Genomic DNA, 24,694 nt, shown 5'->3' on the forward strand with positions numbered 1-24,694 from the left:
TCGCGGGCCGCCCTCAGCCGGCCTGCACCTTGGCCTGCAGGTCGCGCACCAATTGCTCGATGCCCGACAACGCCTCGGCCATCGACCGCTCCAGCAGGTCGCCCCGGTCTTCCGCATGCTCGACCGCGATGTCGTGCACCTCGCGCAGCCCGACCAGGCCCAACGCGGCCTTCACCCCCGGCACCAGGAAATTCAGGTGCGCCTGCATGCCGCCGGGCCCAAAGCCGCTGCTGCCGTGCGCGGTGAGCAGCACCGTGCGGCGCGGGCGCTCGGCCAGCAGCGGCACATAGGGGTCGTCCAGGCTCGGGTCCATGTCGAAGGTCTCGCCGACGCGCACGATGTTGTCGATCCACGCCTTCACGGTGGCCGGGGCGCTGTAGTTGTACATGGGCGTGCCCATGACGATCACGTCGGCACGGCGCAGCTCGGCAATGAATGTGTTGCTCTCGGCCAGCACCTCGTGCATCCAGGGCTCGCGCGCTTCGGCGGGCGTGTAGGCGCTGTGGATCCAGTCGCCGGTGACCGCCTGCGGCGGCGCGATGCCGAAGTCACGGTAGATCACCTCGTCCTGCGGGCGGGCCGCCTGCCAGGAGCTGACGAAGTGGTGGCTCAGGCGACGCGAATGCGAGCCGTGGACGACGGCGCCCGAACGGCCGGAGCGGGGGCTGGCATCGATGTGGAGCAGGGTGGTGGTGGTCATGGCGTGGTCCTCGGTTGGATGAAGGGAATTCAGCTGTCTGCTTGACACGGTTCCCAATTTATCGAAGCATCCATCGACGGACAAACGACGAATTCTTTTCGCTGCAGAAAATTAAATTCATCTATCAGCACGCCATGGCCCTCCTGCATTCCCTGCCTCCGCTGGCCTCGCTGCGCGCCTTCGAGGCCGCCGCACGCCATTGCAGCGCCAAGCTCGCGGCGAACGAGCTGTCGGTCACGCCCACCGCCATCAGCCACCAGGTGCGCCAGCTCGAAGAGTCGCTGGGCGTGGCGCTGTTCGTGCGCCAGCCGCGCCAGCTTGTGCTGACGCCGCAGGGCCGCGAGCTGCAGGCGGTGCTGAGCGATTCGTTCGCTGCCATGGCCCAGGCCGTGGCACGCCTGCGGGCGCCGCCCGAGCGCAGTGCCATCACGCTGTCGACCACGCCCGCCGTCGCCGCGCGCTGGCTGCTGCCGCGCGTGGGGGCGCTGCGCGCGGCGCACCCCCGGCTCGACCTGCGCATCCACGCCTCGCACGACGCGGTGCCGCTCGATGGCCTCACCGCCGATGTCGCCATCCGCTACGGCAAGGGCCAGTGGCCGGGCCTCGTGGCCGAGAAGCTGTTCGACACCGTCTTCGCGCCGGCCTGCAGCCCCGCGCTCAAGCTGCGCCGCCCGGCCGACCTCGTGAAGCACACGCTGCTGCATTTCGCGGTGCCGAACAGCAAGACCCAGCCGGGCACCTGGGCCGCGTGGCAGCAGGTGGCCCAGGTGCCCGGCCTGGATGTGTCGGCCGGCCCCGTGTTCTCCGACGAGACCCACACCGTCTCGGCTGCGCTGCAGGGGCAGGGCGTGGCGCTGATGGGCTTGGCGCTCATCGCGGACGAACTGCGCGCGGGCAACCTCGTGCAGCCCTTCGGGCCGGTGCTGCAGGGCTCGCCGTTCTACCTGGTGTGCCCGCAGGCGCGGCGCGACGATCCGAACGTGGCGGCGGTGTTCGAGTGGGTGAAGGGGTTGTCGCCGCTGGACGCCGGCGGGGTCTGAATCACGGCAGCGACACAATCGCGTTCATCGCCGTTTCGTTCCCCCTTCTCATGCGAACTTCCCCGACTTCTTCCCTCCTGCAGATCCAGAACCTGCACTTCGCCTACCCCGACCAGCCCGCGCTGGCCGACCGCTGGTCCGCCAGCATCGGCGAGGGCGTCACGCTGCTGTACGGCGACACCGGCAGCGGCAAGTCGACCTTGCTGCGCGTGCTCGCGGGGCAGCAGCCCGCATCGGCCGGACAACTGCGCGCGGCCGGCGTGGCGCTCGACGCCGAACCCGCGGCCTACCGGCGCCAGGTCTTCTTCTGTGAACCGGCGTCGGAAGCCTTCGATGCGCTCAGCGTCCAGGCCTGCACGGCCTTGCTGGGCGAGGGCGATGCGGGGTTCGACAAGGCCGAGTGGCAGCGCCTCGTCGAGGCCTTCTCTCTCGTGCCGCACCTGGAAAAGCAGATGTTCATGCTGTCGACCGGCTCGCGCCGCAAGGTCGGGCTGGCCGCCGCGCTCGCGTCGGGACGGCCCGTGGTGCTGCTGGACGACCCGGTGGGCGCGCTCGACGCGCGTTCGATCCACGGCCTGTGGCGGGCCATCGAACGGCGCGTTGCGCAGCCGGGGCGGGCGGTGGTCGTGGCGAGCAGCGAGCGCGTCACGGAGGTGCCGCTGGCCGCCTGCATTGAGCTGCCGTTGGTTTGATCAGCGGCCCGGTGTCGCCATCACGAGGTTGTCGTGCGGCTTTCCGCCGAGCATGAACTGCGTGAGCCCCATCGCGACCAAGCCCTGCTTTTCGTAGAACGCGACGGCGCGCGGGTTCTTCGCGTACACCGCGAGCCACAGGCCGTCGCTGCCCGTGCGTGCGTGCGCGGCGCTGCGGGCTTCGCGCAGCAGCATCGACCCGACGCCGCTGCGCTGGAAAGGTGACTGCACATAGAGCGTGCGCAGCTCGGTGTCGCAGCCCGGCACCAGCGGCTGCGCGGCGCCGAACTGCAGCAGCGCATAGCCCACGAGCTGGTCGCCGACCTGCGCCACGCGCAGCGCGACATGGGGCGATTCCGACCACGCAGCGAACGCTGCCTGCGTGAAGGTCGACAGCACGTAGCGCCCGAGCACGTCGTTCACGCCGTCGGTGGCATAGGTGTCGAGCCAGACCTGAATCGCCAGCGCGGCGAGCGTGTGCGCGTCGGCTGCGGTGGCGGGGCGAAGGGTGACAGGCGGACGGTTCATGGTGCGGCGCATTCTGCGGCAAGCGCGTCACGCCGACTGCAGCGCCGACCGGAACCGGCTCGGCGGCGCACCGGCCGACTTGCGCATCAGCCGCCGCAGCGCCGTGGCGTCTTCGTAGCCGACCTGTGCCGCGACCTGCTCGATGGTCATGCGGCTGCTCTCGATGAGCAGGCGCGCGCGGTTCAGCCGCACGCTCTGCACCAGCGCCAGCGCCCCCAGGCCGGTGGCGGCGCGCACGCGCCGGGCCAGCGTGCGCTGCGACATCGCGAACTCTTCGGCCAGCGCGGCCACGCTGGGCGGCGTGGGCAGCGCGGCCTCGATGCGCCGCGTGAGGCGCGCGACCAGCTCGTTGCCGTTGGACAGCATCGAGGGCACGACGAACGGGGCCTGCGCCTGGCGGCCGTCGATCAGCAGCACCTTGCTCACGGCCTCGGCCAGCGCGGGGCCGAAGCGCGTGCGCAGCAGGTGCAGCATGAGGTCCGACTGCGCAAAGGCCGCGCCCGCGGTGCTCACCGGCCCGTCGGCACAGACCATGCGGTCGGCATCGACATGGCAGGCCGGTTCGAGCCGGCGCAGTTCGGGCGCCAGCCACCACGACGTGGTGACGCGGCGCTGCGACAGCAGGCCGGCCGCCTGCAGCAGGAACACGGCCGAGCACGAGGCCGCGACCGCGCCGCCGCGTGCGGCATGGCGCCGCACCGCGTCGATGGCGGCGCGGGCGTGGTCGTCGGTCAGGCGCAGTGCGAGGTCGGCCGGCTTGTCGACACCGAGGCCGGGCACGATCCACGTCGAGCCGTCGGCGCGCGCGCGGCGGGGCATGGCGAGGGTGTCGATCTGCAGGCCGTTGCTCAGCGGCACGCTGCCGCCATCGGGCGACACCACGCGCCAGGTGGGACGGGGCATCTGGTGGCGCGGGGCGAGCGTGGCGGCGGCCGCCAGCACGTCGAGCGTGACGGCGGTGCTGGTGGCGAAGCTGCCGGGAAGAACGAGAACGGTGAAATCGTGCATGGCAGAAAACGCCCGATAGGTGTCTGAATGGACACTGGCAGTCTAGTGTGTGCTCGGGTGCAATGAGCATCGTCGCAACACCGAAAGTGCCTTCGTGTCCCACATCCTTGCCCTTGTTCCTCACGGCGCCCACCTGCACGCCCGGGAGGCCTTGCCATGACCGACCCGCTCGACGACTTCACCCGGCGCGAGATCTCGCTCGACGGCGCCACCAAGGCGGTCTACGTCGCCGGCACCGGCCCGGCCGTGATCGTGATGACCGAGATGCCGGGCATCAGTCCGCATGTGGCGCGTTTCGCCCGCTGGGTGCGCGACGCCGGCTTCACGGTCTACATGCCGTCGATGTTCGGCCGCGACGGCGCGGTGCCGGATGCGGAAGAGGGCAAGGCCGTGTTCCAGCGCGCCTGCGTGAGCGCCGAATTCCGCGCCTTCGCGGGCAACGCCTCGAGCCCGGTGACGCAGTGGCTGCGCGCGCTCGCGCGGCTGGCGCATGCGGAGTGCGGCGGGCCGGGCGTGGGCGCGATCGGCATGTGCTTCACCGGCAACTTCGCGCTCACCATGATGCTGGAGCCGGCGGTGCTGGCGCCCGTGCTGTCGCAGCCGTCGCTGCCGCTGGACAACCCCGGCGGCATCGAGATCTCGAAGGAAGAGATCGCACAGGTGCGCCAGCGCCTGGAGCGCGACGACCTCACCGTGATGGCTTACCGCTTCGAGGGAGACCGCTTCTGCCGGGCCCAGCGTTTCGCGGCGTATGCAGAGGCGCTGGGCGATCGCTTCGTGGCCCGCGTGCTGCCCGACAGCGCGGCCAACACGCGTGACCTGCCGTCGTTCTTCTCGCAGGTGGTGGCCAGCCCGCACAGCGTGGTGACGGCGCACCTGATCGACGAGGCCGGCCAGCCGACCCTTGCGGCGCGCGACGAGATCCTTTCGTTCTTCGCGCGCCGCCTGGGGGTTGCGGATCAGGCCCGTGCCGAGGCGCCGTCGGCCGGCAACTGACCGGTCTTCTGCGCTCGACGGTCGAGCGCGCGGCTCCACAGCGCGATCGCCAGGCCTACGAGCGTGAGCAGCGCGGCCACCCAGCCCAAGGCACGCAGCCCCGGGCCGTGGTCGATCGTCACGCCACCGACCCAGGCGCCGAGCGCGTTGCCGAGGTTGAAGGCCGCGATGTTCAGGCTCGAGGCCAGGTTCTGGCCCGCGCCCGAGGCCTTCTCGAGCACGCGCAGCTGCATCGGCGCCACGGTGGCGAACGAGGCCACGCCGAGCAGGCCGACGAACACCACGGCGGTGAACGGCGTGCCGATGGTGAACTGCATCGCGCCGAGCACCACGGCCAGCGCCACCAGCGTGCCGAGCACGGCGGCCATCGGTGCGCGGTCGGCCAGCTTGCCGCCCAGGATGTTGCCGACGGCCAGGCCGCCGCCGAACACCAGCAGGACCGGTGACACGGCCGATTCCGAGAGACCGGTGACCTGCGTCAGCAGCGGCTGGATGTAGGTGTAGACCACGAACACGCCGGCAAAGCCGAGCACCGTCATCGCCAGGCCCAGCAGCACCTGCGGGCGGGCGAGCACGGCGATCTCTTCGCGCAGCGGTGCCGGCTTGGCCTCGCCCTTCATGCGGGGCACGAAGGCTGCGAGCACCACGAAGGCCAGCACGCCGATCAGGGTCACCGCCCAGAAGGTCGAGCGCCAGCCTAGCTGCAGGCCCAGCCATGCGCCGGCCGGCACGCCCAGCAGCGTGGCGGCGGTGAGGCCGGTGAACATGATCGCGATGGCCGAGGCGCGGCGCTCGGGCGCCACGAGGCCGGTGGCCACCACCGAGCCGACGCCGAAGAAGGTGCCGTGCGCCAGCGAGGTGATGACGCGCGCGGCCATGAGCATTTCGTAGTTGGGGGCGAGTGCACAGGCCAGGTTGCCGAGCGTGAAGATCGCCATCAGCGCGAGCAGCACGGTCTTGCGCGGCAGCTTGCGGGTGGCGATGGTGAGCACGGGCGCGCCGACCGCGACCCCGAGCGCGTAGCCCGAGATCAGCAGGCCGGCGGCCGTGATGGAGACGTGCAGATCCGTCGACACCTGCAGGAGCAGGCCCATGATGACGAATTCGGTGGTGCCTATTCCGAAGGCACCGGCGGTGAGGGCAAGAAGAGCGATGGGCATGATGCCTGTACTGTGCGGACGATCGGCTTCGATGACTAGAATGCCGCCAGTACATGCACTTGTGAATTCAAGTCACAATCAAGGAAGGCCATGCCGCGCATCGACGTCAACCGCTCCGGCGAAATGGAGGCCTTCGTGCAGGTGGTGGAGGCGGGCGGTTTCTCGGCGGCGGCGCGGCTGCTGGACATGACGCCCTCGGCCGTCAGCAAGCTGGTGGCGCGGCTTGAGCTGCGCCTGGGCATCCAGCTGGTGCACCGCTCCACGCGCAAGCTGCAGCTCACGCCCGAGGGGCTGCATTTTTACGAGCGCAGCACGCGCGTGCTGGCCGACATGGACGAGGCGGAGCGTTGCGCCGCAGCCGGTGCGGCGCCGCGCGGGCGCGTGAGCATCAACGCCAGCGTGTCTTTCGGGCACCACAAGCTGGTGCCGCTGGTGCCGCGTCTGCTCGAGATGCATCCGCAGATCACGCTCGACATTGCGCTGACCGACCGCATCGTCGACCTGATGGACGAGCGCGCCGACATCGCGATCCGCTGGGGCCAGTTGCCGTCGTCCGACCTGGTGGCGCGGCGCCTGGGCGAAACGAGCCAGGCCATCGTGGCCGCGCCGGACTACCTGGCGAAATACGGCACGCCGCGCACGCCGCAGGAGCTGGAGGCGCACAACCGGCTGGGCTGGAGCTACCGGCGCAACACGCCCGACTGGCCGTTGCGTGTCGACGGCCGCATGGTGATGCTGCCGGTGGCGGGGCCGGTGCGCGCGGGCGACGGCGAGACGCTGCGGCAGCTGGCGATTGCGGGGGCGGGCGTGGCGCGCTTGTCGCTGTATCACATCCAGCACGACATCGATGCCGGCCGGCTGGTGCCGCTGCTCGAGGAGTTCAACCCGGGCGAGATCGAGCCGATCCACGCGGTGTACATCGGCAAGGCCGGCACGCTGCCCGCGCGGGTGCGGGCGGTGCTCGACTTCCTGGTGGCGTGCTCGGGCGTGGGCGGCGGGCGTTACACGCTCAAGCGCACGGCGCCGATGCCGGGGAATTCGGCCGTCACCTGATCGCCGCGGCGGCAGGGCAGCACGCCGACCCACGAGCCGGTGGTGACGACCGTGCCGGCGGGCACGGTCTGGCCGTGGCGCGTGAGGTGGCGCAGCCAGATGGGCAGCAGCCAGGCCGGATCGGCCAGCGGATGCGTGCCTTCGCGCACCACCGTTTCTGCGTCGCCGATCTTCGTTTCGCAGCGCTGCGAGGCCCAGTCGACGGCGGCGTACGGTTGCCAGTCGCCGAGTACGAGTGCGCCGTGGACTTGCGAATCGGCCAGGCGCAGCAGGGCGGGCGTGGCGGCCAGGTCTTGCCAACGCGCATCGACGATTTCGACGGAGACGGCCATGGCGTCGATGAGGGCAGCCGAGTTGTCGTGATCGAGTGCGGCGGCTTGGGCGGGTGTGACGTCCTGGCCGAGCCTTAGTGCAATCTCTGCTTCGATGCCGGGGGTGTGAAATGTGAGGTCGCTGAAGTTGGCGGGACTCTGGCGCACGCCGGACGGGGGCAGCGGAGCGTGTGTGAGCGTGGCGCTGCGGGAGCCGCCGCCGGACTTCCATGTCTTCGGGACACCGTCGAACCAGCCGAGGGCTGCGGCTACCGCGTCTTGCACTTCATACGCTTGAGGTGCGTCTGGCAGGGCGTCGGTCCACGGGGTTGCGTCGAGCGTGCGGTTGGCTTGGCGTGCGGCGATGAGGGCTTCGGTGAGGGCTTTTTGGTCGGGCGTCATTTTTGGATCTTCTCAGTTTCTTTTGGGGGTCGTTTGTTCAGGGCGCGTGTCCAGGCCACCGGGTACTTCCCTCCGCGAATGTCCCCCGCCTTCGGCTCCTCCTTGATTTCGCTGCGGGAAGCACCCAGTGTCCTGGGCACGCTGGGCGCTGTCGTTGTGCTGGCCCGATCAACGACCGCACTGGAGACGCTCACGTCGATGGGGTGCCTTGCGCAGCGAAATTAAGGGGGAGGGCGAAGCCCGGAGGACATTCGCGGAGCAAGGTACCCCGTCGGCGGGAGCGTCGCCCTGAAAGAAAGCCCTCAGGTCTCAACCTGCACCTTGCCGTCCTTCACCACCTTCGCCCACTTGGCGATCTCCGTGCTGATGAACTGCTTGAACTTGTCCTGCGAACCACCGCCGTCTTCCGCGCCGTAGGTGTCGAGCCGTTCCTGCACATCGGGCATCGCGAGCACGGTGTTGACGTCGCGGTTCACTTTCTGCGCGATGGCCGGGGGCAGCTTGCCGGGGCCGGCCAGGCCGTACCAGGTGGTCGCTTCGAAACCGGCAAAGCCTTGCTCCTGCATCGTCGGCACGTTCGGATGGCCCTTGGCACGCTTGGTGCGCGTTTGCGCGACAGCGAGCACACGGCCGTTCTTCACATGCGGCGTGGCGGCGGTCATGGTCTCGAAGCTGTACTGGATCTGCCCGCCCATCAGGTCGGCCAGCAGCGGGCCGCTGCCCTTGTACGGCACGTGCAGCGCATCGACGCCGCCCTGCAGCTTGAACATCTCCAGCGCCAGGTGCTGGGCCGAGCCCGCGCCGGCGGAGCCGAAGCTCACGGTGCCGGGCGCGGCCTTGCAGGCGGCGACGATGTCTTTCACGCTGAGGGCCTTCTGGCCCGGGTTGGCGATGAGCAGGTTGGGCGTGACGCCCACGAGCACGATCGGCACGAAGTCGCGCTCCACGTTGTAGCGCAGCTTGGGCTGCAGGCTGGGCGCGAGCGCGTGGCTGTTGATGTGGGCCATGAGCAGGGTGCTGCCGTCGCTGGGCTGCTGCGCCACGTAGTCGGCCGCGAGCACGCCGGCGACGCCGGCCTTGTTCTCGACGATGACCTGCTGGCCCCACATGATGGTGAGCTTCTGCGCGACCACGCGCGCCAGCGCGTCGGTGCCGCCGCCGGGTGGAAAGCCCACCACGATGCGCACGGGGCCCGTGGGCCACTCCTGCGCGAACAGCCGGGGCACGCCCAGCGTGGCGGCCGCGCCGGCGGCGGCCTGGATCAGGGAACGTCTTTGCATCTTCTTTGTCTCCGTCGGTTGGGGAATCCGATGCGTGCCGGGAGCCGCTTGCGCGGGCCCGGCAGGGTGGTGGTGGACCACCGCATCGTTCGAGCGATGCGCTGCGGCCCGTGTGGGTTGGCGTGCGCCGGGTTCAGGCTGCTTTTTGCAGGCCGACCGGTGCGGCCTGGTGGCTCGCGAAATAGTCCATCGCCGCCTGCACGCCGCTGCCCGCCAGCTTGATGCCGCTGAGCTTCATGCCCATCTCGACGCCCGCGACCATGGCCACGAGCGTGAGGTCGTTGCTGTCGCCCAGATGGCCCATGCGGAACATGCGGCCCTTGAGCTTGCCGAGGCCCGTTCCCAGCGAGAGGTCGAAGCGCTGGTGGATGAGGCGGCGCACGGCGTCGGCATCGACACCCTCGGGCGTGATCACGCCGGTGAGCACGGGCGAGTACACGGACGGGTCGGCGCACTGGATCGGCAGGCCCCAGGTGTTGACCGCGGCGCGCACGCCGGCGGCCCAGCGCTGGTGGCGCGCGAACACGTTGTCCAGGCCTTCGCCGAGGATCATGTCCAGCGATTCCGACAGGCCGTACAGCAGGTTGGTGTTGGGCGTGTAGGGCCAGTAGCCGTCCTTGTTCATCTCGACGATCTCGTCCCAGGCCCAGAAGGCCTTGGGCAGCTTTGCGTGCTTCGCGGTTTCGAGCGCGCGCGGCGAGAGGGCGTTGAAGCTGATGCCGGGCGGCAGCATCAGGCCCTTCTGCGAGCCGCTCACGCAGACGTCGACACCCCATTCGTCATGGCGGTAGTCGGCGCTGGCCAGGCCCGAGATGCTGTCGACCATGAGCAGCGCGGGGTGGCCCGCCGCGTCGATGGCCTTGCGCACCGAGGCGATGTCGGAGGTGACGCCGGTGGAGGTCTCGTTGTGCACCACGCACACGGCCTTGATCTTCTTCTCGGTGTCCTTGCGCAGGCGCGCCTCGATGAGCTCGGCCTGCACGCCGCGGCGCCAGCTGGGGGCGTTGGGCAGGTGGGCGTCGGTGCCGGTGCAGGCCAGGAACTCGGTCGACAGGCCCAGGCGCGTGGCCATCTTCTGCCACAGCGAGGCGAAGTGGCCGGTCTCGTACATGAGCACGTGGTCGCCGGGGCTGAGCGTGTTGGCGAGCGCGGCTTCCCAGGCGCCGGTGCCGGAGGCCGGGTAGATCGCGACCGGGTGCTTCGTCTTGAAGATCTCCTTGATGCCGCCGAGCACCTTCAAACCGAGCGTGCCGAACTCGGGCCCGCGGTGGTCGATGGTGGGCAGGCTCATGGCCCGCAGGATGCGGTCGGGGACCGGGCTGGGGCCGGGAATCTGGAGGAAGTGACGGCCGGTGGGGTGGATGTCGAGTTGCAGCATGGGCTCTCCTTGTGCGCTCAGTTTTGCATTCAAAATGCATTTATGTATGCTGGTTTACACCTATCAACCCAGGTTGTATCGGCTATTTTTTGCATTCAAAATGCAGACAAGGGAACCCCATATGACCGCTGAAATCATCGAAATCTCCAGGCTGGCCTTGCATGACCAGGTGGCGTCGCGCCTGCGCACCATGCTGGTGGAGGGGCGCATCGCGCCCGGTGCCAAGCTCAATGAACGCGAGCTGTGCCTGCAGCTGAACGTGTCGCGCACGCCGCTGCGCGAGGCCATCAAGCTGCTGGCGGCCGAGGGGCTGGTCGACCTGCTGCCCAATCGCGGCGCGGTGGCGGTGAAGCTCACCGAGGCCGACGTGCTCAACACCTTCGAGGTGCTGGCGATGCTCGAGGGCATGTCGGGCGAGCTGGCGGCCAAGCGCATCACCGACGAGGAACTGGCCGAGGTGCGCGCGCTGCACTACGAAATGATGGCCTGCTTCGCGCGGCGCGACCTGTCGGGCTACTACCGCCTGAACGCGCGCATCCACACGGCCATCAACGACGCGGCGGCGAACCCGGTGCTGTCGAACACCTACCGCTCGATCAACGCCCGCGTGCAGTCGCTGCGCTTTCGCACCAACCAGGACGAGACCAAGTGGAAGCACGCGGTCGAGGAGCACGAGCAGATGGTGCAGGCGCTGGCCGCGCGCGACGCGCAGGCCATGCGCAAGGTGCTCACGGCGCACGTGCTGCGCAAGCGCGACACCGTGCTGGAGCTGCTGCGCGCCGGGCAGATCTATCCGCAAGCCAAGAGCACAACCAACAAAGCGAGCTGACACCCCACCATGCGCATCGATCCCGCCAGCCACATGCAGCCAGCCGGAACCGTTCTTCCGCCCAACGACAGCTGCGAACTGCTGGCGCGCCGGCTGCGCACCGACACGCAGGGCGAGGTGCTGTTCGACGACGGCTCGCGCGGGCGCTACGCCACCGACGCGTCGATCTACCAGATCACGCCGGTCGGCGCCTTCGTGCCCACGAACGAGCGCGACATCGCCACTGCCATCGACATCGCGCGCGACCTGAAGGTGCCGGTGCTGGCACGCGGCGGCGGCACCAGCCAGTGCGGCCAGACCACGGGCGCGGCGCTGGTGATCGACAACAGCAAGCACTTTCGCAAGGTGCTCGAGGTGAACGTGGAAGAGGGCACTGCGACGGTCGAGCCGGGCCTGGTGCTCGACCACCTGAACGCGCAGCTCAAGCCGCACGGGCTCTGGTACCCGGTCGATGTGTCGACCAGCGCGCAGGCCACGCTGGGCGGCATGGCGGGCAACAACTCCTGCGGCTCACGCTCCATCGCCTACGGCAACATGGTGCACAACGTGCTGGGCGCGAGCGCGTGGCTGTCGAGCGGTGAGCTGGTCGAATTCGGTCCGGTGGGCACGCTCGGTGCGCGCGCGACGGGCATTGCGCAGTTCGTGCACGGACTGGCGCAGGAGCACCGCGACGCCATGGCGCAGCACTGGCCCAAGGTGATGCGCCGCGTGGCGGGCTACAACCTCGACATCTTCGACAACCAGAGCGAGAAACCGTACACGGCCGACGGCAGCGTGAACCTCGCGCACCTGCTGATCGGCGCCGAAGGCACGCTGGCCTACACGCGCAGCCTGAAGCTCAAGCTGGCGCCGCTGCCGCGCGCCAAGGTGCTGGGCATCGTGAACTTCCCGACCTTCCATGCAGCCATGGATGCGGCGCAGCACATCGTGAAGCTCGGGCCGACGGCGGTGGAGCTGGTCGACCGCACGATGATCGAACTGAGCCTGGCCAACCCCGCCTTCAAGCCGACCGTGGAAACGGCGCTGATCGGCAAGCCCGCCGCCATCCTGCTGGTCGAGTTCTCGGGTGCCGACAAGGCCGCGCTGCTGCCGCAACTGAAGCGACTGGTCGAGCTGATGGGCGACCTCGGCCTGCCCGGCAGCGTGGTCGAAATGCCCGACGACGGCCGCCAGAAGAACCTGTGGGAAGTGCGCAAGGCCGGCCTCAACATCATGATGAGCCTCAAGGGCGACGGCAAACCGGTGAGCTTCATCGAGGACTGCGCCGTGCCGCTGGTGCACCTGGCCGAATACACCGACGCGCTGACCGAGGTGTTCGCCAAGTACGGCAGCCGCGGCACCTGGTACGCGCATGCCTCGGTCGGCACGCTGCACGTGCGGCCCATTCTCGACATGCGCGCCGACGGCGCGGCCAAGATGCGCGCCATCGCGGAAGAAGCCAGCGCGCTGGTGCGCAAATACAAGGGCGCCTTCAGCGGCGAGCACGGCGACGGCCTGTGCCGTGGCGAATGGATCGAATGGCAGTTTGGCCCGGCGATCAACGAGGCCTTTCGCGCGATCAAGCAGCAGCTCGACCCGATCGGCCTGTTCAACCCCGGCAAGATCATCGACCCGCCGCGCATGGACGACGGCGCGCTGTTCCGCTTTGCGCCGCCCACCGCGCCGAAGCCGTACCGCCGCATCGAATTGAAGCCAGTGCTCGACTGGTCGGGCTGGAACGTCAACGCCGACCCCGTGACCGAGGTGACCACCGCGCCCGGCACCGGCGGCGACAGCACCGGCGGCCTGGCCAAGGCCGTGGAGATGTGCAACAACAACGGCCACTGCCGCAAGTTCGACGCCGGCACCATGTGCCCCAGCTACCGCGTGACGCGCGACGAGCAGCACCTGACGCGTGGGCGCGCCAACACGCTGCGCCTGGCACTGTCGGGCCAGCTCGGCGCCGACGCCTTCACCAGCGAGGCCATGCACGAGACCATGGACCTGTGCGTCGGCTGCAAGGGCTGCAAGCGCGACTGCCCGACCGGTGTCGACATGGCGAAGATGAAGGTCGAGTTTCTCGACCACTACAAGAAGCGCCACGGTCACACGCTGAAAGACAAGCTGGTCGCCTACATGCCCGACTATGCGCACCGCGCCAGCCGCATGCCGTGGCTGCTGAACCTGCGCAACCGCGTGCCGGGCGCGGCATGGCTGAGCGAGAAGATGCTGGGATTTTCGGCGAAGCGCTCACTGCCCGAATGGCGCACCGACACCTTCTGGCGTGCGAAGGACGCGGTGGCGGCTGGCTTGTTTTCCAATCAGGCTTCGGTGCTGGCTGCCGCGGCGCGCGGCGACAAGGTCGCCGTGCTGTTCGTCGACACCTTCAATGGCACCTTCGAAAGCGAGAACGTCTTCGCGGCCGCGCGCGTGCTGCACGCCGCGGGCTATGCGCTGCACACGGTGGAGAAGGGCGGCGGGCACCACTGCTGCGGCCGGACCTTCCTGGCCAGCGGCATGGTGGACGAGGCCAAGGTGCGCGCCGGGGCGCTGATCGACGCGCTGCTGCCGCTGGCGCAGGCCGGTGTTCCCATCGTCGGGCTCGAGCCCTCGTGCCTGCTCACGCTGCGCGACGAAACGCTGGTGATGGGCTTCGGCGACAAGGCGCAGGCCGTCGCGAAGCAGGCGCTGCTGTTCGAAGAGTTCATCGCCCGCGAACGCAAGGCCGGCCGCTTCGAGCTCGCGCTGAAGCCGGCCACCGCGCCGATCCTGCTGCACGGCCACTGCCACCAGAAGGCCTTCGGCGCGGTGAGTCCGATCATGGACGTGCTGAAGCTGATTCCGGGCGCCGAGCCCGAGCTCATCGAAAGCTCATGCTGCGGCATGGCCGGCAGCTTCGGCTACGAGGCGAGCCACTTCGAGGTGTCGATGCAGATGGCCGAGGCGAGCCTGCTGCCCGCCATCCGCGCCAAGCCCGATGCGATCGTGGTGGCCGACGGCACGAGCTGCAGGCACCAGATCGGCGACGGGGCGCAGCGCGAGGCGGTGCATGTGGCGGTGCTGCTGGCGCGGCACATGATGCTCTGAGGCGGCTGCGGCTTTCTCTTTCGGAACTCAGAAGGGTGGCGAGACCACCTGGCGCCAGCTGCGGCGCCAGGTGCGCGACACCCCGCAGCCGTCGCCGATCTTCTGCGTGTCGCCCACGCCGGTCAGGAAGCCCGTTTCATTGGTGCAATTGACTTCGGGCTTGCCGTCGGGGCGACCTTCGTTGGGCTGGCCGACCATGTTGCGCGAGGTCACGTTGCCGCGCGTGAAACCGCCGGCAGGGTTCGAGACGATCGAATAGAAATCGAAGCTGCCGTTGCCATCGACGTCGAACGAATACTTGTTTTTTCCCGTCAACGCGTCCAGCACGTAGGTGTTGTTCGGCAGGCTGCCGGTGGCCGTGCAGGACTCGATGCCCAGGTTCTTGTCCTCCGGCAGGAAGGACGTGACGATCACGCTGCTGCCCAGGTTGGCCAGGTCGCCCACCACGCGCTCGCCGTTCTCCATCGCCCCGGGGTAGGGGATCGCGCCGAGGTTCAGCAGCCATCCCTTCTTGGTTTTCCAGTCCACGGCGTTGCTGCTGACCTGGTAGAAGTTCTTGTCGCGCTCGTCGAGCAAGCCGACCTTTGCCGAGGCCTTGTCGATGGTTTGCTCCACGAGGTCAGCGAGTTCGACCTTGCGTGCGTCGGCCTTGGCGTCGCCGCCGATGGGCGTCGGGTCCCAGATGCCGTAGATGGCCTGCTTCCTGGCGGGCGTCGCGAGGTCTTCCTCGTCGAGCAGGATGCCTGTGCCCACGACCACGATGGCGCCGCACTGCGCGGACGCGCTGTACGTGCAGGTGCTTCCGTCGCCGGGGTGGACCTGCCATGCCGGTGCGGCGTAGATCGGTTGCGTCTTGCCGCCCTGCGTGGTGAACAGCAGCTGGCCCTTGGCGGAAGTCCCGAGCTTTGCGCTGCGCAGGTCGAAACGCCACAGGTTGCCGTTCGCGTCGCCGGCGTAGGCGGCGACGATGCGGCGGGTGGTGTCCCGCACGGCGACCACGCCGCCCAGGCCGCGGTTGCCGCCAGTGGCGGTGTTGCCATATTCCGTGGGGAGCCCGATGAATTTCTTGAGCTTGCCGGTGAGCGCCTCCACCATGTACAGCCCGACCTGTTTGCCGGCTTCGGGGTAGTGACCGCTGCCTGTGAGCATGACCCAGGTGCCGTCGTCCAGCTGGCCCGCGGCGGGGTTGTTGGTCACGTGGGCCAGGTCGGCGTAGTCCTTGTGCTTGTTGTTCACCTCCCAGAGAAAGTGGTTCTGGGTCGGCGTGCGGCCGGTGGCACCCAAAGGCGATTCCAGGCCGTACATGAACGGGCCCGCGCGCCCCCCGGTGCCCAGCACCACTTGGCGCCATGTGTTCTTTCCGCCTGCCGGCGCCACGCCGTTCTTGTCGTACACGTCCTGCTCGACCAGCGGGCCGTCGAGCGTGTAGCGGAAGCGGAAGTTCGGATTGGCCAGGTCGACCTGCGACGCCATGGCGCCCTTGGGCATGAAGGCGGCCAGCTCGATGCCCCCTGCGTCGTTCCTGGCGGCGTTCAGCACGTGGACCTTGCCGTTGTTGGTGGCGGCAAAGATAGTGGGAGGGGCTGAGCTCTTGAGCGCCTTGTAGTCGGCATAGGGGGTGCCCCTGCCGTCCACCGCGCTCAAGGGACCATAGCCCATGTCGAAACGCCCGCCCACGAACACCGGCGGTGAGTTGACCGAGGCGCCGATGGGCTGCTTGCGCAACCGGTAGACCGTGCCGTCGGCGTCCTTCTGCGGGTCGCTGCCCAGCAGGTAGCGGACAAAGCTCTCGTCTGCGGCCTGTTGCTTGTCCGCATTGAGCAGGGCTTGGAAATCGGCCGGCAGTTTGTCCAGTCGCGTGTCGTTGGTCAGCACCGTGCGCAGGGCCGATGCGGGGGCGTTGGGGTCGTAGTTCGACAAGGCGAAGATCGACCGCTTGTTCGCGGAGGGCATCCTGACATTGGCGGACCAGGCCGGGATCGGCTTGCCTGCTTTGTCGACCGCGTTGTAGTCACCGTCGGCATTCAGTTCGAAGGCCTTGATGTCGCCGCTGTTGTCCGCGGTCTGGTACTCGGTCGTGTACTTGTACTGGCCTTGCAGCGTCTGGAACTCGTTGCTGTTGCCCGACACGGCCACGCCGGCGTCGTTGCCGGACCCGACCATGCTGCTCAGTGCGTTGTCGAGCGCCCGGCGCACGTCGTCGCCCGAGTACACGCTGTAGGCACGGCCGCCACCGGTGAAGCCGGCGTGGATGAAATCGTCCACGCGCTGTGCATCGCTCGTCTTGTCGCCATCGTTCAGGTCGCTGGTGGGCCAGTTGGGTTTTTTCGCCGCGTTGCCGGCGAGCCAATCGTTGTTGTAGCTCTCGATCTGCGCCCAGGTCAGCCCGCCGGTCCTGCCTGCGTCGCCCGAAGGCGTCAGGCCCCAGCCGATGGTGAAGGTGGTCATGTTCTGCCAGAACGTGGGGTTGTGCTGGCCGCCCATCGGGGGAACGTCGTTGGGGAGCGTCTTGGAGAAATCCGTATGCCAGAAGTAGCGGGCCGTGAGGTCGGCGAACCCGTTGCTGCTGGTGCCGCCGTCGCCGTAGGGGATGTACGTGTTTCTGGCGTTCAGCTTCTTCAGCGCATCCGTGCTGTCGTAGCCGGGCGCACCCTTCGGGTCGTAGCTGAAGGCAGTGGCACTTGCCGACGGCTTGCCGTCGAAATTGATGCTTGCGCTGCTGGCGGTCTTTTGCGTGTCGATGCCTTGCGCGGTTTTCGCGTTCCAGGCGCCATCGGACAGCACGATGCTGTAGGCGCGCCGGCAGCTCAGTTCGCCGCTCTTCGGGTCGTTGGGATCGTTCTTCCAGGGGGTGTTCAGGGGGGCAGACGTGATGGGCTTCGTCGTGCTGCCGGCGTAGTAGTCGGCCGCGAGCACCAGGGCGTTGTGGCTTGGTGTTCCTCCCTTGGGGTTGATGCCGTAGATCCAATCGTAGAAGTTGGTCTTCCACTTCTTTCCGTTCGCGGCCGCTTCGTCCCTGAAGTAGTTGACGCCACTCACGATGCCCAGCGCATCGTCTCCGTTGTTGTTGTACTGGACGTAGCCCACCCTGAACTTGTTGTCGTAGCTTTGCATCGCCAGGCCCAGGGCCGTGCTGACCGCCAGCGTGCGGGAGCGGTACCACTCATACCAGTTCGCGATGTTCTGGCGTTCCTGCTCCGTGGTGCACTGGGCGGCATTCGGTCCGCAGTCGGTACGCTTGTGGCCGAGGGGCAACTTGACGGTGTCGGAAGTGGACGGATTGCTGATGGTGGTCTCGGACCGGTTTGCGGCGCTGGAACAGTCACCGTTCTTGCATTGGACGTAGGTGAACTTTCTCGACCCGGCCGTTGTACCGGCGTTGTGATCCGGTCTTCGGTTGTCTGACAACTGGTTGTCCACGAAGAACGTCGAATTGCTCTGCGGCGTGCCGTTCGAATTCACTCGGGCGGTGTAGGTGATGGCCGGGTTGTAGTACTGCGTGTTGACGTCGCTGGACCGCATGGCATACCAGCCGTACCTTCCGTCGCAATTCCGGCCACTTTTTGGGCAGTTGTCTTCGACCGCGTACCCGTCCTGAGCCTCCTCCGCCATCGACCCCGAGTTGTCCAGCACGAACATCAGGTTGGGCTTGGCGCCCGGCACCGCGTTGTACAGCGGGGCCTGGCTCGGCGTCGTGGCGGCCAGCGCGTCGCCAACGGGAAGAAGCGCCGCGCCCCACGCGGCAGCGAGACTGACGAAGGTTCGCAGCGTGCGTGCGGCCCTGGCGGGTACCTGAACAAGAAACGGGCGCGTGGCGGTCATGCGGTTTTCCCTGCGGTTGAAAGTGGGGCGCTGACAAGGCGTGCGAGATTCATCGCCAGCACTCCTTCGTCAGCAGTCCGGTGACCTCGTCATCCATGTCCTTCACACCCAGGCCGCTCAAGGTCAGCGTGCCGCAGCGGTCGCCGGTCATGCTGCCGGTGCGGGTGGCCTTGAGGATGTAGCTGGGTGGGGTGTCGCGCGCGAAGACGGCGATGGTGTAGTTGGCGGCGCCGGACTTCGGCGACTGCTGCAAGGCCTTGGGCAACAGGCTCTCTGCGCCTTTCTTCTGCTCGGTCTCCTCGCCGGCATCACCCGCGGCAGCGGTGTAGCGATCGTTCGCCGAGTAGTAGCGCTGCATGAACTGCGCGGCTTCCATCAGGATGCCCTGGGCTTCGGCGCGCTTGGAGCGGCGCACGTGCTCCTGGTAGTTCGGCAGCGCGATGGCGGCCAGGATGGCGACGATCGCGACGACGACCATGACTTCGATCAGCGTGAAGCCGCGGTGGGAGCGCGAAGAAGCAGAAGGAAGGTGTGTCATGGCGATGAAGGTCATGAAGTCATTTGTCGCGCGTCAGCACGGACTGCAGCCACGCTTCGGCGCCCTGGGTGGCGATGCCGGTCGACTTCTCGAACCTGGCGTTGTTGGCAAAGCCCCGGGCGGTGATCAGGTAGCCGGTCAGACTGGGCGTCGAGGTGGTGGCGATCTTCTGGATGAGGCAGCGCGGTTCGATCTCCAGGGGCGTCGCGTCGACCGTGGTGCCGGTGGGCTTCTTGTTGACATACGCCTTCGGAACGGCGATCGCGCTGTTGCCGACCCAGCTGGCCTTCTTGCGCCATGCCGCGTCTTCGTCGAACTCCGAGCGGATGGGGGTCGTGATGATCCGGGCGCGCATGCCGACGGAGGCGTACTCGGTGTAGTCCTTGTCGTCGCCATCGAAGATGGCCACCTGTTCGCAAAAGCGCAGCGCGGTTTCGGCGGCTTCGCGCGCGACCTCGGTCAAACGAATGCCGTTCACGCTGCGCTCGCTCTGCGTGGCATTGCGGATCGCGAAGGTGCCGACCAGCGACAGGATCACGACCAGGATCAGCGTGACGACCAGCACGACGCCGCGTTCGTACGCACGGCCGGCGATGCGGCGCGGAAGAGGGGATGGCTTCGTGTTCATGGGGTGATCAGGCGGTTGCGCAGCAGCACCGTGGTGGTGAAGGTCCTGCGCAGGTAGCCGTCGGTGCCGGTGCGGTCGGTGTTGTCGCATCGCTTGTAGGAAAGGCCACCGTCGGGCACGTCGCGCACCGGCCGGTCGCTGCGCATCTGCAGGCACACGCGCACGCTCAGCACGCGGCTCCAACGGTCTTCTGCGAGATCGGCAAGGACGCCGCTGCCGGGCAGGGCATCGACACCCGCGGCATCGAGGTACTTGACGATCTGGTGTCGCAGCGGGTCATAGGTGGCCGCCAGCTCGATGCTGGGACGGCTGGCCACGCCATAAAGAATGCGCATGCTCTCGACGTTGGCCAGCAGCGGCTGCGAGGGGCCGATGGCGTTGACGGCGTCGCGCTTTTCCATCCCGCGGCACGACAGCATCGGCGCCGTGCTCGCGTCTGTCACCAGATAGCGGTTGTCGGCCAGTGCGTAGTTGGCGGGTGGGGGCGCGCCGGGGGGCGGCGTGGGCGGCGGGCTCACCTGCGACGGCGTGAGGGCGTTGATGCCGTTGCCCAGGCAGTTCGTTGCCAGCTTGGCGTCGGTGCCCGTGGGCATGGTGTTGTCGGTGGTGGCTTCGTAGCGGATGGCGATGGCGTCGCTGCCCTTGCCCGTGCACGACAGCTTGTCGAAGGCGGCTGCGGCGTCGGTGAATCCGCCGGTGCATCCGCGCACGGCGGGGCCGGCGTAGTTGCCCATCACCGTGGCGCCGTTGCTCGGGATGAGCTGCTGCGAATAGCCGGCCTGCTTGAGCTGCTGCTGGATCAGGTTGAGCGCGAGGATGCCGTCCTCGTTCAACTGCGTCTCGGCCTGCGACAACTGGCTGCTGCGGCTGGAGGTCGAGAACGTGGACAGGGCGGCGGCCAGGATCACCAGCCCGATCGTCAGCGAGATCATCAGCTCAATCAGCGTGAAGCCGCGGACCGGGTTGCGCCTGCGCGGGGGAACGGCGAAGACGGCACTCACAGCGTGATCCGGAAGTACATGCAGTTCACCGCTGCAGGGGCCGCGATGTTGGCGCCGGCGATGGGGCAGGCCTGGCGCAGCGCGAAGCCCGTGTCCTCCGCGATGGCGCGCCAGATCAGCCAGATGTTCAGCACGCGCGTGGCCGGCAGGCCGTTCACGCCGGAGGCCGCGTCGACCAGTTCCGTCGTGACGTAGGCCGTGCCGCCGGGCAGCCGGTTCGCGACATTCGTGAGCCACTGCGCGAGGTCGTAGGCGGCAATGGCCGCGCCGCAGGTGTTGACCGGCTTGTCGGGAACGGAGGTGTCGACCTCGCAGGCGGCTGGCGCCGGCGTGGGGTCCGTGGAGGCTGTCTCGCGCGTGCTGGCGTTGTAGGCCTTGGCGTGGGTGTAGCCGGCAAAGCCGGCGAGGTTGGCGCGGGCGCGTTCCGCGTAGTCGTTCACCAGGCTCAGGCCCGTGGCGCGCATGCGCGAGAACTGGTTGTACTTGAGGGCCGCCGAGGTAAGCCCCGCCATGCCGAACAGGCCGATGGCCAGGATGACGATGGCGACCAGCACCTCGATGAGGGTGGCGCCGCGTTGTGTGGGGTGCTTCATTCGTCGTTGCCCGAACAGTCTTCACCCTCCGCGGCGTAGCGGATGCGCCCGGGCTTGCTGATGCACAGCGTCTTGCGTGCCCATGGGGTGGTGCTGGCCGTTTCGAAACCGGGGGCATCGACCGTGATGCTGTTGCTCCCCGAGCTCACCAGACCATTGGGCAGGAAGACAAAACGGCCGGCTTTGCCCAGGGCGATCTTCGCGATGCCGGGCAGTGCGTCCTGCCGCAACAGCACCTCGTCTGTCGACTCGGAATAGGCGAAGTCGGCGTCGCGGTCGTTCTTGGCGAAGACGATCCAGCCGGCCGCTAGATCGTTGCCGCCCGAGCCGGTTTCGCACTCGACCGCGGTGCCTGCGCGCAATTGGCAGACGACGACGGGTCTTGCGCGGGCAATGGCTTCGGTGCGTGCGGTGCGCAGCGAGCCGGTCACGGCGTTGATGGCGTTGGACAGCCGCCACTGCACGATGAAGCGCGTCATCGAAGGCGCCGCGATGCCGATCAGGATCGCGAGGATCGCCAGCGTGACCATCAGCTCGATGGCCGTCAGTCCGCGCTGGTCGCGCAGCCGCGCCGGCCGCGAAGAATCGCGTGGCCTCATGTGCATGTGTCTCCTTGTTGTTTTGGAATTTCAGCCGACAACTTCTGGGCGCGAGACTAGGGGGCGATGCACATGTCCGACAACGGCTTGCCGACATTCGGTGCGTTCGAAAGGATGAGCGGAAATGCCTCGAAGCGCCGAGTGAAAGTCCGATATTTCGGGGTGTTTGGCTGGTACTTTTGCTCTTCTGCGGAAGAGGTCTTCGCGCCCATGTCCGCGCGTCGTTTTTCAACCTTGAATCACAATGCTCCGATGACTGCCGCATCTCCTTCCGATTCCGGCTTTGCCTTGTTCCCGACCGCCATCGGCGTCTGCGCGCTGGCCTGGGGGCCACAGGGGCTGGTCGGTGTGCAGCTGCCCGAAGAGCGGGGCGAGGCCGCGACGCGTGCACGCATGCACCGACGCTTTCCTGATCTGGAAGAAGCCCCGCCGTCGCCGCGCGCGCAGCACGCCATCGCAGGCGTGCAGGCGCTGCTCGAAGGCGCGACCGACGATCTGTGCGACATCGAGCTCGACATGCGCGGCGTGTCCGAGTTCCATCAACGCGTCTATGCGATCGCGCGGCGCATTCCGCCGGGGCAGACGCGCACCTACGGCGAGGTGGCCGAAGAGCTCGGCGACAAGGGCCTGTCGCGCGCGGTCGGCCAGGCCATGGGCCACAACCCCTTCGCGCCGGTCGTGCCCTGCCACCGCGTGCTGGCCGCGGGCAACAAGCCCGGCGGCTTCTCGGCGGGCGGTGGCGCGTTGACCAAGCTGCGCATGCTCGACATCGAAGGCGCCACGCCGAGCGGAACGCGCTCGCTGTTCTGAGCTTGAACGGTCAGGCCGCCGGCACGGGCAGTTGTTGCAGTCCCGCGATGCGCGAACCGAAGATGATCGCGGCCTGCAGCACGAAGCCCGCGAGCGCCAGCAGCAGACAGGCCGGCTCGCCCCACAAGGCACCGACCAGGCCGCCGAGCGCCGCGCCCACGGGGCGTGCGCCCGCGTTCACCGTCAGGAACACCGCCGACACGCGGCCCAGCATCGCCGAGGCCGTCACGCTCTGGCGCAGCGTGGTCGAGGTGATGACCCAGACCATCGGTCCCGCGCCGAACAGGAAGAACGAGAGCGCGGCCAGCGAGGCGGTCGGCACGACGAGCGTGGCTGCCATCGTCGCGGCGGCGGCCACCGCCACGGCCGGTCCGACCTGGATCGCGCGGCCAAACGGCAGCCGCGCCGTCACGCGCGAGGTCAGCAGCGCACCGACCACCATGCCCGCGCCGTACATCGCAAGCGTGAAGCCCACGGCCTGCGCGCCGAGGCCCAGCACGCGCACGGCATAAGGCACATAGCCCGCCTGCAGCACGAACCACGAGATGTTGAAGACCGCGCCGGTCATCAGCATCGGCCGCAGGAACGCGTGCTGCCAGACGAAGCGCGCGCCATCGTGCACGTCGCGCAGCGGATGGCGCGACGGGGCTGCAGGGCGGGGCGCTTCGTTCAGACGCAGCAGCAGGCCTACGGCCGCCACCGACAGCACCGCCGCCAGCACGAAGGCCGACGACGCACCGGCCCACGCGACCAGCGCGCCCGCGAGCGCGGGCCCAGCCGTGAAGGCGGCACTGCGCGCCAACTCCAGCCGCCCGTTGGCACGCGCCAGCGCGTCGCGCGGCACGAGGGCCGGCACCAGCGCGGGCGCCGCGACGCTGAAGCCCACGGTGCCGACCGCGCCAAGGAACCCGAGCACAGCCAGCCCGCCGATGCCCAGCGTCGACGACAGCACCATGCCGAGCAAGGCCAGCAGCGACACGGCGCGCAGGCCCTCGGCCCACACCATCAGGCGACGGCGCGACATGCGGTCCGCGAGCAGGCCCATCGGCAGCGAGACCAGCAGGAAGGGCAGCGTCTGCACCGCGGCCAGGAAACCGATCTCACCCGGCCCGGCGCCGAGCGCGAGCACAGCGACGAGCGGCACGGCCGCGAGGCTCAGTTGTTCGGCGGACTGCGCCGCCAGATTGGCCCAGGCGAGGTGGGAGAAGGAACGGGGAAGAGGCGAGGGCATGGGGCGTGGCACGAAGAGAAAGACCGCATCCTCGGGGCCGCGCCCCTCCGCCGCTGGCCGTTTACGGACGTGGAAGCCTCAGCCCGCGTTCATCTGCTCGAACCACTCGGCCACGCACACCGCCTCGGGCGCCGCATCGGGTGCGAGGCCGTAGTAGTAGCGCTCCAGCGTCATCCGCAACCCAGGCAACGGCGACTGCAGCCGGCCCGAGGCCAGGTCGTGCGCCACCAGCGAGGTCGGCGCGAGCGCGACACCCAGCCCGTCGACCGCGGCCTGCAGCACGAAGTGCAGGTGATCGAACTGCAGCCGCCCAGCCGGCCGCGCGCGCGGTGCGCCGACCTGCTTCTTCCAGTCGTCCCAGTCGTCCTTGCGCGTGCGCGCTGACAGCAGCACATGCGAGGCGAGGGCGCGCAGGTCGGGCAGCGGCTGCGCCTTGAACAGCGCGGGTGCGCCGACCACCAGCACTTCGTCTTCGAGGAAGGGCCGCACCTGGATCGACGACGGCCAGCCTTCGAGGCCTCGGCGCACGGCGATGTCGAAGCTGTCCGTGGCCTGTTCGGGCATGACGGTGCTGGTGACGACCTGCGGCTCGATATCGGGATGGCGTTCCACGAACGACGGCAGCCGGGGAATCAGCCAGCGCACCGCGAACGAGGGCCGCACGTTGATGCGCACCGCGCGCGCCGGGCCCTGCAGCTGCAGCGCGCGGGCCGCCGCGTGGATCTGCGCGAGCGCGGGTTCGGTCTCTGCAAAGAACTGCTGGCCCTCGGGCGTCAGCGTGACCTGCCGGATGCGGCGCTCGAACAGCGCCACGCCCAGGCAGGCCTCGAGGCTCTTGATCTGCCGGCTCACCGCGCTGTGCGTCACGTGCAGCTCGACCGCGGCACGCGTGAAGCTCAGGTGGCGGGCCGCCGCCACGAAGGCGCGCACGGCATGGAGGGGCGGTTCGCGAAGCGGCATGCGTGCGATTTTCTCACGCATGCCGCGCGGGAATGTCGTTTGTCGGCGGGCGTCGCGAGCGGGCACGAT

General features: G+C 68.5%; 22 protein-coding genes. 7 read left to right on the forward strand and 15 right to left on the reverse strand.

The features are described 5' to 3' along the window. Window positions 1-13 precede the first annotated feature (13 nt). Complete coding sequence (locus VHAB30_RS10265; protein WP_159276964.1) at window positions 14-700, reverse strand: FMN-dependent NADH-azoreductase; 687 nt, start codon at window positions 698-700, stop codon at window positions 14-16. 134 nt (window positions 701-834) lie between these two features. On the opposite strand from VHAB30_RS10265, the gene gcvA reads away from it, so the two are divergent. Further along, on the forward strand, window positions 835-1,740 hold the full coding sequence (gcvA, locus tag VHAB30_RS10270; protein WP_159276965.1) for a transcriptional regulator GcvA: 906 nt from the start codon (window positions 835-837) through the stop codon (window positions 1,738-1,740). A 50-nt stretch (window positions 1,741-1,790) separates the two neighbouring features. After that, window positions 1,791-2,432, forward strand: a complete 642-nt coding sequence (locus VHAB30_RS10275) for an ABC transporter ATP-binding protein (RefSeq protein WP_159276966.1) — start codon at window positions 1,791-1,793, stop codon at window positions 2,430-2,432. Here the strand turns inward: VHAB30_RS10275 and VHAB30_RS10280 are convergent, their stop codons facing one another. Together VHAB30_RS10280 and VHAB30_RS10285 are read right to left on the reverse strand one after the other, a co-directional pair. Then, on the reverse strand, window positions 2,433-2,960 hold the full coding sequence (locus VHAB30_RS10280; protein ID WP_235926561.1) for a GNAT family N-acetyltransferase: 528 nt from the start codon (window positions 2,958-2,960) through the stop codon (window positions 2,433-2,435). It abuts the gene before it with no gap. 27 nt (window positions 2,961-2,987) lie between these two features. Next, a complete protein-coding gene (locus VHAB30_RS10285) occupies window positions 2,988-3,968 on the reverse strand; it encodes a GlxA family transcriptional regulator (RefSeq protein WP_159276967.1) in 981 nt (326 codons plus the stop codon). Between the two features lie 156 nt (window positions 3,969-4,124). Between VHAB30_RS10285 and VHAB30_RS10290 the strand changes: the two genes are divergently transcribed. Next, window positions 4,125-4,964: a dienelactone hydrolase family protein gene (locus tag VHAB30_RS10290; protein ID WP_159276968.1), complete on the forward strand. Its 840-nt coding sequence runs from the start codon at window positions 4,125-4,127 to the stop codon at window positions 4,962-4,964. On the opposite strand, the gene VHAB30_RS10295 is transcribed toward VHAB30_RS10290, so the two are convergent. Continuing rightward, window positions 4,928-6,124, reverse strand: coding sequence for an MFS transporter (locus tag VHAB30_RS10295; RefSeq protein WP_159276969.1), 1,197 nt, complete (start codon window positions 6,122-6,124; stop codon window positions 4,928-4,930). The genes VHAB30_RS10290 and VHAB30_RS10295 overlap by 37 nt on opposite strands. Window positions 6,125-6,214: 90 nt before the next feature. On the opposite strand from VHAB30_RS10295, the gene VHAB30_RS10300 reads away from it, so the two are divergent. Further along, window positions 6,215-7,177, forward strand: coding sequence for a LysR substrate-binding domain-containing protein (locus VHAB30_RS10300; protein ID WP_095948546.1), 963 nt, complete (start codon window positions 6,215-6,217; stop codon window positions 7,175-7,177). On the opposite strand, the gene VHAB30_RS10305 is transcribed toward VHAB30_RS10300, so the two are convergent. The 3 genes from VHAB30_RS10305 to VHAB30_RS10315 form a co-directional block, all read right to left on the reverse strand. Then, the gene (locus VHAB30_RS10305; protein ID WP_159276970.1) at window positions 7,126-7,890 is read right to left on the reverse strand and encodes a fumarylacetoacetate hydrolase family protein; all 765 of its coding nucleotides are present in this window, start codon (window positions 7,888-7,890) and stop codon (window positions 7,126-7,128) included. The genes VHAB30_RS10300 and VHAB30_RS10305 overlap by 52 nt on opposite strands. A 302-nt stretch (window positions 7,891-8,192) precedes the next feature. Beyond that, window positions 8,193-9,170 (reverse strand): Bug family tripartite tricarboxylate transporter substrate binding protein, encoded by a 978-nt coding sequence (locus VHAB30_RS10310; protein ID WP_159276971.1) that lies wholly within the window; start codon window positions 9,168-9,170, stop codon window positions 8,193-8,195. A 133-nt stretch (window positions 9,171-9,303) separates the two neighbouring features. Next, a complete protein-coding gene (locus VHAB30_RS10315) occupies window positions 9,304-10,548 on the reverse strand; it encodes a pyridoxal-phosphate-dependent aminotransferase family protein (RefSeq protein ID WP_159276972.1) in 1,245 nt (414 codons plus the stop codon). A 121-nt stretch (window positions 10,549-10,669) separates the two neighbouring features. Between VHAB30_RS10315 and VHAB30_RS10320 the strand changes: the two genes are divergently transcribed. Beyond that, the gene (locus VHAB30_RS10320; protein WP_095948543.1) at window positions 10,670-11,377 is read left to right on the forward strand and encodes a GntR family transcriptional regulator; all 708 of its coding nucleotides are present in this window, start codon (window positions 10,670-10,672) and stop codon (window positions 11,375-11,377) included. 9 nt (window positions 11,378-11,386) lie between these two features. After that, window positions 11,387-14,443 carry an FAD-binding and (Fe-S)-binding domain-containing protein gene (locus tag VHAB30_RS10325; protein WP_159276973.1) on the forward strand — a complete coding sequence of 1,019 codons (3,057 nt, stop codon included), beginning with the start codon at window positions 11,387-11,389 and terminating at the stop codon, window positions 14,441-14,443. 27 nt (window positions 14,444-14,470) lie between these two features. Here VHAB30_RS10325 and VHAB30_RS10330 read toward each other — a convergent pair whose 3' ends face one another. The 6 genes from VHAB30_RS10330 to VHAB30_RS10355 are packed head-to-tail and all read right to left on the reverse strand — an operon-like array spanning window position 14,471 to window position 21,624. Next, entirely contained in the window at window positions 14,471-18,265 is a 3,795-nt protein-coding gene (locus tag VHAB30_RS10330; protein WP_235926570.1) for a pilus assembly protein, read from the reverse strand. Between the two features lie 49 nt (window positions 18,266-18,314). Continuing rightward, the gene (locus VHAB30_RS10335) at window positions 18,315-18,818 is read right to left on the reverse strand and encodes a type IV pilin protein (protein ID WP_286670848.1); all 504 of its coding nucleotides are present in this window, start codon (window positions 18,816-18,818) and stop codon (window positions 18,315-18,317) included. A gap of 4 nt (window positions 18,819-18,822) precedes the next feature. Then, window positions 18,823-19,431, reverse strand: a complete 609-nt coding sequence (locus VHAB30_RS10340) for a pilus assembly PilX family protein (protein WP_159276974.1) — start codon at window positions 19,429-19,431, stop codon at window positions 18,823-18,825. Beyond that, window positions 19,428-20,432: a PilW family protein gene (locus VHAB30_RS10345; protein ID WP_235926572.1), complete on the reverse strand. Its 1,005-nt coding sequence runs from the start codon at window positions 20,430-20,432 to the stop codon at window positions 19,428-19,430. Before VHAB30_RS10345 ends, VHAB30_RS10340 begins: the two co-directional genes overlap by 4 nt. After that, window positions 20,429-21,025, reverse strand: a complete 597-nt coding sequence (gene pilV / locus VHAB30_RS10350; protein ID WP_159276976.1) for a type IV pilus modification protein PilV — start codon at window positions 21,023-21,025, stop codon at window positions 20,429-20,431. The genes VHAB30_RS10345 and pilV overlap by 4 nt, the downstream gene beginning before the upstream one ends. Beyond that, complete coding sequence (locus VHAB30_RS10355; RefSeq protein WP_159276977.1) at window positions 21,022-21,624, reverse strand: GspH/FimT family pseudopilin; 603 nt, start codon at window positions 21,622-21,624, stop codon at window positions 21,022-21,024. The genes pilV and VHAB30_RS10355 overlap by 4 nt, the downstream gene beginning before the upstream one ends. 252 nt (window positions 21,625-21,876) lie before the next feature. Here VHAB30_RS10355 and VHAB30_RS10360 point away from each other — a divergent pair, with 252 nt between their 5' ends. Next, window positions 21,877-22,434: a methylated-DNA--[protein]-cysteine S-methyltransferase gene (locus tag VHAB30_RS10360; protein WP_159276978.1), complete on the forward strand. Its 558-nt coding sequence runs from the start codon at window positions 21,877-21,879 to the stop codon at window positions 22,432-22,434. A 10-nt stretch (window positions 22,435-22,444) separates the two neighbouring features. On the opposite strand, the gene VHAB30_RS10365 is transcribed toward VHAB30_RS10360, so the two are convergent. Next, window positions 22,445-23,665 carry an MFS transporter gene (locus VHAB30_RS10365; protein ID WP_159276979.1) on the reverse strand — a complete coding sequence of 407 codons (1,221 nt, stop codon included), beginning with the start codon at window positions 23,663-23,665 and terminating at the stop codon, window positions 22,445-22,447. A 78-nt stretch (window positions 23,666-23,743) separates the two neighbouring features. Beyond that, window positions 23,744-24,625: a LysR substrate-binding domain-containing protein gene (locus VHAB30_RS10370; protein WP_159276980.1), complete on the reverse strand. Its 882-nt coding sequence runs from the start codon at window positions 24,623-24,625 to the stop codon at window positions 23,744-23,746. Between the last annotated feature and the right edge of the window lie 69 nt (window positions 24,626-24,694).

Source organism: Variovorax boronicumulans (assembly GCF_009811375.1).
GTDB classification, from domain to species: Bacteria; Pseudomonadota; Gammaproteobacteria; order Burkholderiales; family Burkholderiaceae_C; genus Variovorax; species Variovorax boronicumulans.

Coding starts and splice junctions, on each gene's coding strand:
- VHAB30_RS10265 (WP_159276964.1), bottom strand. CDS start 700: ATGACCACCACCACCCTGCTCCACATCGATGCCAGCCCCCGCTCCGGC.
- gcvA (WP_159276965.1), top strand. CDS start 835: ATGGCCCTCCTGCATTCCCTGCCTCCGCTGGCCTCGCTGCGCGCCTTC.
- VHAB30_RS10275 (WP_159276966.1), top strand. CDS start 1,791: ATGCGAACTTCCCCGACTTCTTCCCTCCTGCAGATCCAGAACCTGCAC.
- VHAB30_RS10280 (WP_235926561.1), bottom strand. CDS start 2,960: ATGAACCGTCCGCCTGTCACCCTTCGCCCCGCCACCGCAGCCGACGCG.
- VHAB30_RS10285 (WP_159276967.1), bottom strand. CDS start 3,968: ATGCACGATTTCACCGTTCTCGTTCTTCCCGGCAGCTTCGCCACCAGC.
- VHAB30_RS10290 (WP_159276968.1), top strand. CDS start 4,125: ATGACCGACCCGCTCGACGACTTCACCCGGCGCGAGATCTCGCTCGAC.
- VHAB30_RS10295 (WP_159276969.1), bottom strand. CDS start 6,124: ATGCCCATCGCTCTTCTTGCCCTCACCGCCGGTGCCTTCGGAATAGGC.
- VHAB30_RS10300 (WP_095948546.1), top strand. CDS start 6,215: ATGCCGCGCATCGACGTCAACCGCTCCGGCGAAATGGAGGCCTTCGTG.
- VHAB30_RS10305 (WP_159276970.1), bottom strand. CDS start 7,890: ATGACGCCCGACCAAAAAGCCCTCACCGAAGCCCTCATCGCCGCACGC.
- VHAB30_RS10310 (WP_159276971.1), bottom strand. CDS start 9,170: ATGCAAAGACGTTCCCTGATCCAGGCCGCCGCCGGCGCGGCCGCCACG.
- VHAB30_RS10315 (WP_159276972.1), bottom strand. CDS start 10,548: ATGCTGCAACTCGACATCCACCCCACCGGCCGTCACTTCCTCCAGATT.
- VHAB30_RS10320 (WP_095948543.1), top strand. CDS start 10,670: ATGACCGCTGAAATCATCGAAATCTCCAGGCTGGCCTTGCATGACCAG.
- VHAB30_RS10325 (WP_159276973.1), top strand. CDS start 11,387: ATGCGCATCGATCCCGCCAGCCACATGCAGCCAGCCGGAACCGTTCTT.
- VHAB30_RS10330 (WP_235926570.1), bottom strand. CDS start 18,265: ATGACCGCCACGCGCCCGTTTCTTGTTCAGGTACCCGCCAGGGCCGCA.
- VHAB30_RS10335 (WP_286670848.1), bottom strand. CDS start 18,818: ATGACCTTCATCGCCATGACACACCTTCCTTCTGCTTCTTCGCGCTCC.
- VHAB30_RS10340 (WP_159276974.1), bottom strand. CDS start 19,431: ATGAACACGAAGCCATCCCCTCTTCCGCGCCGCATCGCCGGCCGTGCG.
- pilV (WP_159276976.1), bottom strand. CDS start 21,025: ATGAAGCACCCCACACAACGCGGCGCCACCCTCATCGAGGTGCTGGTC.
- VHAB30_RS10355 (WP_159276977.1), bottom strand. CDS start 21,624: ATGAGGCCACGCGATTCTTCGCGGCCGGCGCGGCTGCGCGACCAGCGC.
- VHAB30_RS10360 (WP_159276978.1), top strand. CDS start 21,877: ATGACTGCCGCATCTCCTTCCGATTCCGGCTTTGCCTTGTTCCCGACC.
- VHAB30_RS10365 (WP_159276979.1), bottom strand. CDS start 23,665: ATGCCCTCGCCTCTTCCCCGTTCCTTCTCCCACCTCGCCTGGGCCAAT.
- VHAB30_RS10370 (WP_159276980.1), bottom strand. CDS start 24,625: ATGCCGCTTCGCGAACCGCCCCTCCATGCCGTGCGCGCCTTCGTGGCG.